Source organism: Gracilimonas tropica DSM 19535 (assembly GCF_000375425.1).
GTDB classification, from domain to species: domain Bacteria; phylum Bacteroidota; class Rhodothermia; order Balneolales; family Balneolaceae; genus Gracilimonas; species Gracilimonas tropica.
This window is the reverse complement of the sequence record NZ_AQXG01000027.1, coordinates 1-5107: the sequence shown is the minus strand read 5'-3', so window position 1 is coordinate 5107 and position 5107 is coordinate 1. Positions and strand designations below refer to the sequence as shown.

Below are 5107 nucleotides of genomic sequence, written 5' to 3'. Positions count from 1 at the left end.
CAGCCCGACGCAATTTGATTGGGACTCCGAATGGGTAATCGATGTAAGATCAGGGATGGTAACCTTAATCGGTTACAGCTATTGTGAAATACAATAGATAAGCCCGTAATGGTGTTGGATGGCCGGTTTATTCCCGCCGACCATCGATGAGATTGAAAGAAGTCGGTTTGATTGCCCGGTTAAAGTACCAACAATGAATAATAACCTGTTGTTTTTAAATAAATGCACTACAGCATATGGGAAAAAACTATCTACTTGACAAAGTCCTTTTTAATGGTGTTATACTGCGAACTTCTAAGGCTTAACTTTCCATTCTGGATGATGTTTTCCATCTTTTTCAATATGAACTGGAATCAGATCCCAAGCTTCTTCAGAAATATTTGTTTGATAGTAATGGTTCATCACGTTTTTTGATACTTCATTATATGTCTTAGAATAAAGCACTAATTGACTATTGACCATATCGCCAGCTATCGTTTCTAAAACCACACCATATTTTTCGAGTAGAATATTGGCATAAACTTCCTTTGGATTCCATTGTGAACCATCTTCTAATGTGAGAATGGTTCCTAATCCATATGTTTTGAAAATATAGTTACCCGATTCAAAATCATTTTCGACCTCTTGGAGAGCTAATTGAAAAACACTATCTGGTGTTGTGGGATATTCAGGATTGATCAAACTTTCCCAAAAATACTCCGGATTTGCTTCTTTAATTTCAGGATAAAAAGATTGAGGTAATTCAGTTTTTTGGTTAGAAACGGAATCTAAAACCGTTACTAAAATTTTCTGAATCTGATTTCTTTCGGTAACTGTAAAATCTCGAGGCTGAGTGATAACACTTTGCTTGGAATTTGTACAACCAATTATCAATATGATCATAAGAAGGCTACCAATTTTCATAATTGATACATTAGGTTGTTTAGCAGTATAACGACCTACCGCATAACCGGCGCAGGGATTATGATTTTTTAAAAGGCTACTCATTTGAACACTTATTGGCAAGAAATTTAATCAAAGCCACGTCTGCGTCCGCCGTTAATGCGGTTGTTATGCCCAATTTTGATGATTTAAAACGATTATAAATCAATCACTCCATTGAATGCGATACTTTATCACCTCTTGCAATCCTGTGTCTTCTTCAGTTTCGAGAACATAGGCAAAACCATTTTTTATCTCATGGATTTCTTTTCCTCGAGGCCATTTAAATTTCGCCTGAAGATTGCCATAAGTATCCATTATCCACCACTCATATATTTCACGATCATCGGTAATAGTTGATATCCACAGGTTATTGTTATTATCGATGATTAAATGGTCAAATGCACGCCACTTATCCGGGATGCCTTCATTCCGTAAAGCATTTTTGAATGGTTCATTATCATAAAAATTGAGTGCCTCATCACGGCTTAGATTGCTGTTGTCAAAAGGATGATAAAATGCCCGTAAATAAGTTCCATCAGAATCATAAACTTTAAACAATAGGTCTTTCGACCAAGCTGTGAAAATCTGATTATCAGTAGATAATGCCATTAGCCCCCGCCCGCCAAAAGGATCAAAGAAAGATTGGGATCCATCTCCCGTTTTCAGGTGCTTAATATAATCGTGAGTTAACAATCTTTCGGACGTCACATTTCCATTCATGTCCAAATGGTAGTAAGACCATGTATCCATATCGAAAGTATAGTGATTGAAGATTCCCAGAATGGTACTGTCATTTAACACATGGAATTTGTTGGGAAAAGTCATGGTTCGCTCACTAGAAAAATCCCATTGACCGGGGTCTAAATTTGCTTCATGTATTGAATTATAAGTCTCTGAAGAAAAAACCTGAATTCTTAATAATGTACCATCTAATGTGAAGATCTGATCCCCAAAAACATCTATATCAAAGAGGGCCTGAAATTCTCCCGGACCTCTTCCTGTTCTTCCTATTTTATTAATGAAGGCACCCTCTGCATCAAACACGTAAATCCCTTCGTTCCCATCAGATCCTTCCACAACATAAACCGTTCCCGAATTGTCAACATCGATCTCATTTAATTGACCGAATATAACTTCTGAAGAATTCTCAAAAGTGACAGCCTTCGTTAAAGTGATAGAGGAGATAGGGGTTGAATTTATTTCGTGTATAGTAAGGTTATCCAGTTTTTTTACTTCGTCTGGTAACTCTCTGTCTGTGGATGAACATGCCGGAATAAGAAATATGGATAAGAAAAAACCAAAGGTAGTTGATAAATAGGAATTCATTATTTGCAACTCAAAAGATTTAATTGGGCATAACGGTGCAGCAAATAAGCGGCGCGGAAATTCGGACTTAGTAAAAGACAAGAATATAAATATTTTGGAAAATTGACAGCCAAGCCCCGTCCGCGTCCGCTTAATTTGCTTGTTATAGAGCCCTATTTGTTTATGATATCTTGAAGACTCTTTATTTTAGACTCTAGTTCATCAAAAGTTAATATCTCTACATCTCGGCTATTGCTTCTAAACAATTCAAAAGAATATAATTGCTCATCGGTCAAGTCTCCCAAGCTACCTATTAAGACAACACAATTAGAATTAAAAGACTCAAAATTTTCTTTTGATTTTACCTTAATTTGATAAAACTCTTTTTGGAAATTGTCCCTTTGATTTAGGACCTGATTTATACAACCTGTTAAATCTTTAGAAGTGCTGAAGACATCTTGTCCACGATAGGCTGTGTTTTCAATGATTCTAGTTTTATGTGTCTTTATTTCTAAAAATGAAGTATTGTTGCTCAGATTATTTTTGATAAGAAAGTCATTAAACTTTCCATTCCTATTGTCAATGTTTTTGCCACCAACATATGCTTCATCTTTGTAGAGAATGACTGGCTGAGCAAAAATAGAAGAAAATATCCAACTATTTTCTTTAAGAAAATCCTGCCATTTTTTTTCTAATGATTCACCATCAGTTGTTAGACTCATTAGTTCTCCATATTCTTTGAGAACTTCCTGAATATATTTTGAATCTACGATTGCCTTCGCTTTATGAAGAGATTCATTTGTAAGAAAATCTGATGTAAGAGATAACTTTTCAAACAAATCAAGAATGGCAGATTTATCATCTTCTGAAAATTCATCGATTGAATTACCCCAACTAGAAAGGGAAGTTGAAATTGAGTCTGGGATATAAGAAGGGTCTGGTTCATCAATTTCATTTGGAAACAATTCGTACAACACATTTTCAAGAACTACTTCAACTTCAGCTTTATTTTTTTTATAAATAACACTAAACGAGTCTTGTAGCTTTCTAAGACTATCCTCAGTTAAATAAAGCCTTTTCTCATTTTCATTTATTGAAACTTGACCTTTTTTGCTTATTACAACTTCTTCAATGTTGAATTCATTATCGATATAGTAGGCAAAAGAACTCAAAGTTCTAGTAAATCCATATCCATAGTTAACCGATTTTATCACACCTACGGGAAGCTTATTATCAAACCCCTTATAAATGATTTTTTTAATGCTATCATATTTATCATTACCATCAAATCCCCTAGGATAATGATGTATCTCATCTTTCTTTTTGTAGACTTCTCTTGATAAGCGTTTATGGATACCATTTTCGGTATCGTAATAGTAATATTTTTTCTTTGTGACAAGATCTTCTTCTAATTTTTCACCCCTTATTTCTTTTGCCATAAAACTTAGGTTTTTGTTATCTATTGGTTGGTTTAAATAAATTCAAACTTAAATGTCTCCAAATATTTTATTCATTTCCCTTCTAATTATACCTGAGACACGTTTCATAGTCGCAATTGTGAAGTCAAAATACTCACTATCAATCGGTATCTTCTGATTTATCTTTCCTCGTTTATTTTTACCTGCCTTTTCCAAATATATTTTATTGATGACTTTATCATTATGTACTAATAAATCACGAGTAGCTTTGATCTCTAAAAAATCGGAAAATTCTTGGTCGTTAGTTGGGCAGCCTGTGACTTCTTCAAAAAAATCAAAATACTTCTGAGGTGTTGCATATGATATATGGTTTATTCTATCTGCCACAGCTTTTTGAAATATTTCATTTACTGATTTTGATCCAGTCACAAGATCTATTGGTACAGATTTGTAAGCTTTAAGGCCAGGGGTATTTATTTTAAGCTTTTCAGGAAATTCGAGGATTACTTCTGACAATGTTTTTAATAAATAATTTTCGAACTTTGAAACATTAGTTACTATGAAATTCTCAAACAAATCACGTTCTGTGATTGTAATGAGTATTTGCTTCAACTCAATATCTGTTCTGAACGCTTCTTTTGTAAATAACTTCCCTTTTCTAGAGGGCACAGTATACGTTCTATCAACATTGTCACTTCCATTTTTCAATTGATGAATTTCATTATTTAGAATTTCCCTAGTTTTTTGAATAAAAATATGGGAGTTATTTAACTCTTTGATTATATCTAAATGGAGGCGATATATTTTTTTATTAAGAGATTTCTTACTCATTTAACCATCACATAAAATTCCACAGTTTAAAGGCTCTATAACGACCCAGCGCATAACGGGCGCGGAGATTATGAGTTAATAAACGGTGAATATTTTTAAACAAGCAACTTTGGAAACCAACGGCACGTCCGCGTCCCAGTTGATGCGCTTGTTAGGTAACCTTCCCGCTAAGGTTTTTGCTCTTCTATATTTCTAAGAGAAACCATATAAGTTTTTATAAACCTTTCATCATATTTACCAGAAAATACTTTTAATTGCACACCTGAATTAGTTTCAGAAATTGTGTCAATTTCAGGATTTAGAAAAGGCCCAACTGTGAAAAGATGTTGCTCAGGAGCTTCATCAAATTCTGAAGTTGTTATATACAATAAATGAGAGATTTCACCACTGGCAAATCCAGCACTTCCTGATGCATTGCCTACTTTAAAAATCCGAATGCTTAAATCGTCAGTTTTGTAATTCTCAAGTACAACTAATTCATTCAATAGTTTAGTCAATTCATAATCATCTGACTTTGTAATCGAAGTAGAGTCTTGAGCAAAAACAGCAGTTGTAAAGAATAACGCAAGTAATGGAAGAAGAGCCTTTTTCATGAATTGTATTAGTTTAGCTTAAAAGGTTACCTAACG

5 protein-coding genes are annotated in these 5107 nt (G+C 34.0%); all 5 read right to left on the bottom strand.

The features are described 5' to 3' along the window. Positions 1 to 294: 294 nt before the first annotated feature. The gene (locus B151_RS0117185) at positions 295 to 987 is read right to left on the bottom strand and encodes a hypothetical protein (protein ID WP_020404876.1); all 693 of its coding nucleotides are present in this window, start codon (positions 985 to 987) and stop codon (positions 295 to 297) included. 99 nt (positions 988 to 1086) lie between these two features. Continuing rightward, entirely contained in the window at positions 1087 to 2331 is a 1245-nt protein-coding gene (locus tag B151_RS0117180) for a 6-bladed beta-propeller (protein ID WP_157471120.1), read from the bottom strand. A 71-nt stretch (positions 2332 to 2402) separates the two neighbouring features. After that, positions 2403 to 3668, bottom strand: coding sequence for a Shedu immune nuclease family protein (locus tag B151_RS19795; protein ID WP_020404874.1), 1266 nt, complete (start codon positions 3666 to 3668; stop codon positions 2403 to 2405). A 48-nt stretch (positions 3669 to 3716) separates the two neighbouring features. After that, a complete protein-coding gene (locus B151_RS0117170; protein ID WP_020404873.1) occupies positions 3717 to 4478 on the bottom strand; it encodes a hypothetical protein in 762 nt (253 codons plus the stop codon). A 167-nt stretch (positions 4479 to 4645) separates the two neighbouring features. Then, the gene (locus B151_RS19125) at positions 4646 to 5071 is read right to left on the bottom strand and encodes a hypothetical protein (RefSeq protein ID WP_020402242.1); all 426 of its coding nucleotides are present in this window, start codon (positions 5069 to 5071) and stop codon (positions 4646 to 4648) included. Positions 5072 to 5107: the final 36 nt, after the last annotated feature.

Excerpts from the sequence above, each read along its gene's own strand:
- B151_RS0117185 (WP_020404876.1), bottom strand. The coding sequence starts at position 987 with ATGAGTAGCCTTTTAAAAAATCATAATCCCTGCGCCGGTTATGCGGTA.
- B151_RS19795 (WP_020404874.1), bottom strand. The coding sequence starts at position 3,668 with ATGGCAAAAGAAATAAGGGGTGAAAAATTAGAAGAAGATCTTGTCACA.
- B151_RS0117170 (WP_020404873.1), bottom strand. The coding sequence starts at position 4,478 with ATGAGTAAGAAATCTCTTAATAAAAAAATATATCGCCTCCATTTAGAT.
- B151_RS19125 (WP_020402242.1), bottom strand. The coding sequence starts at position 5,071 with ATGAAAAAGGCTCTTCTTCCATTACTTGCGTTATTCTTTACAACTGCT.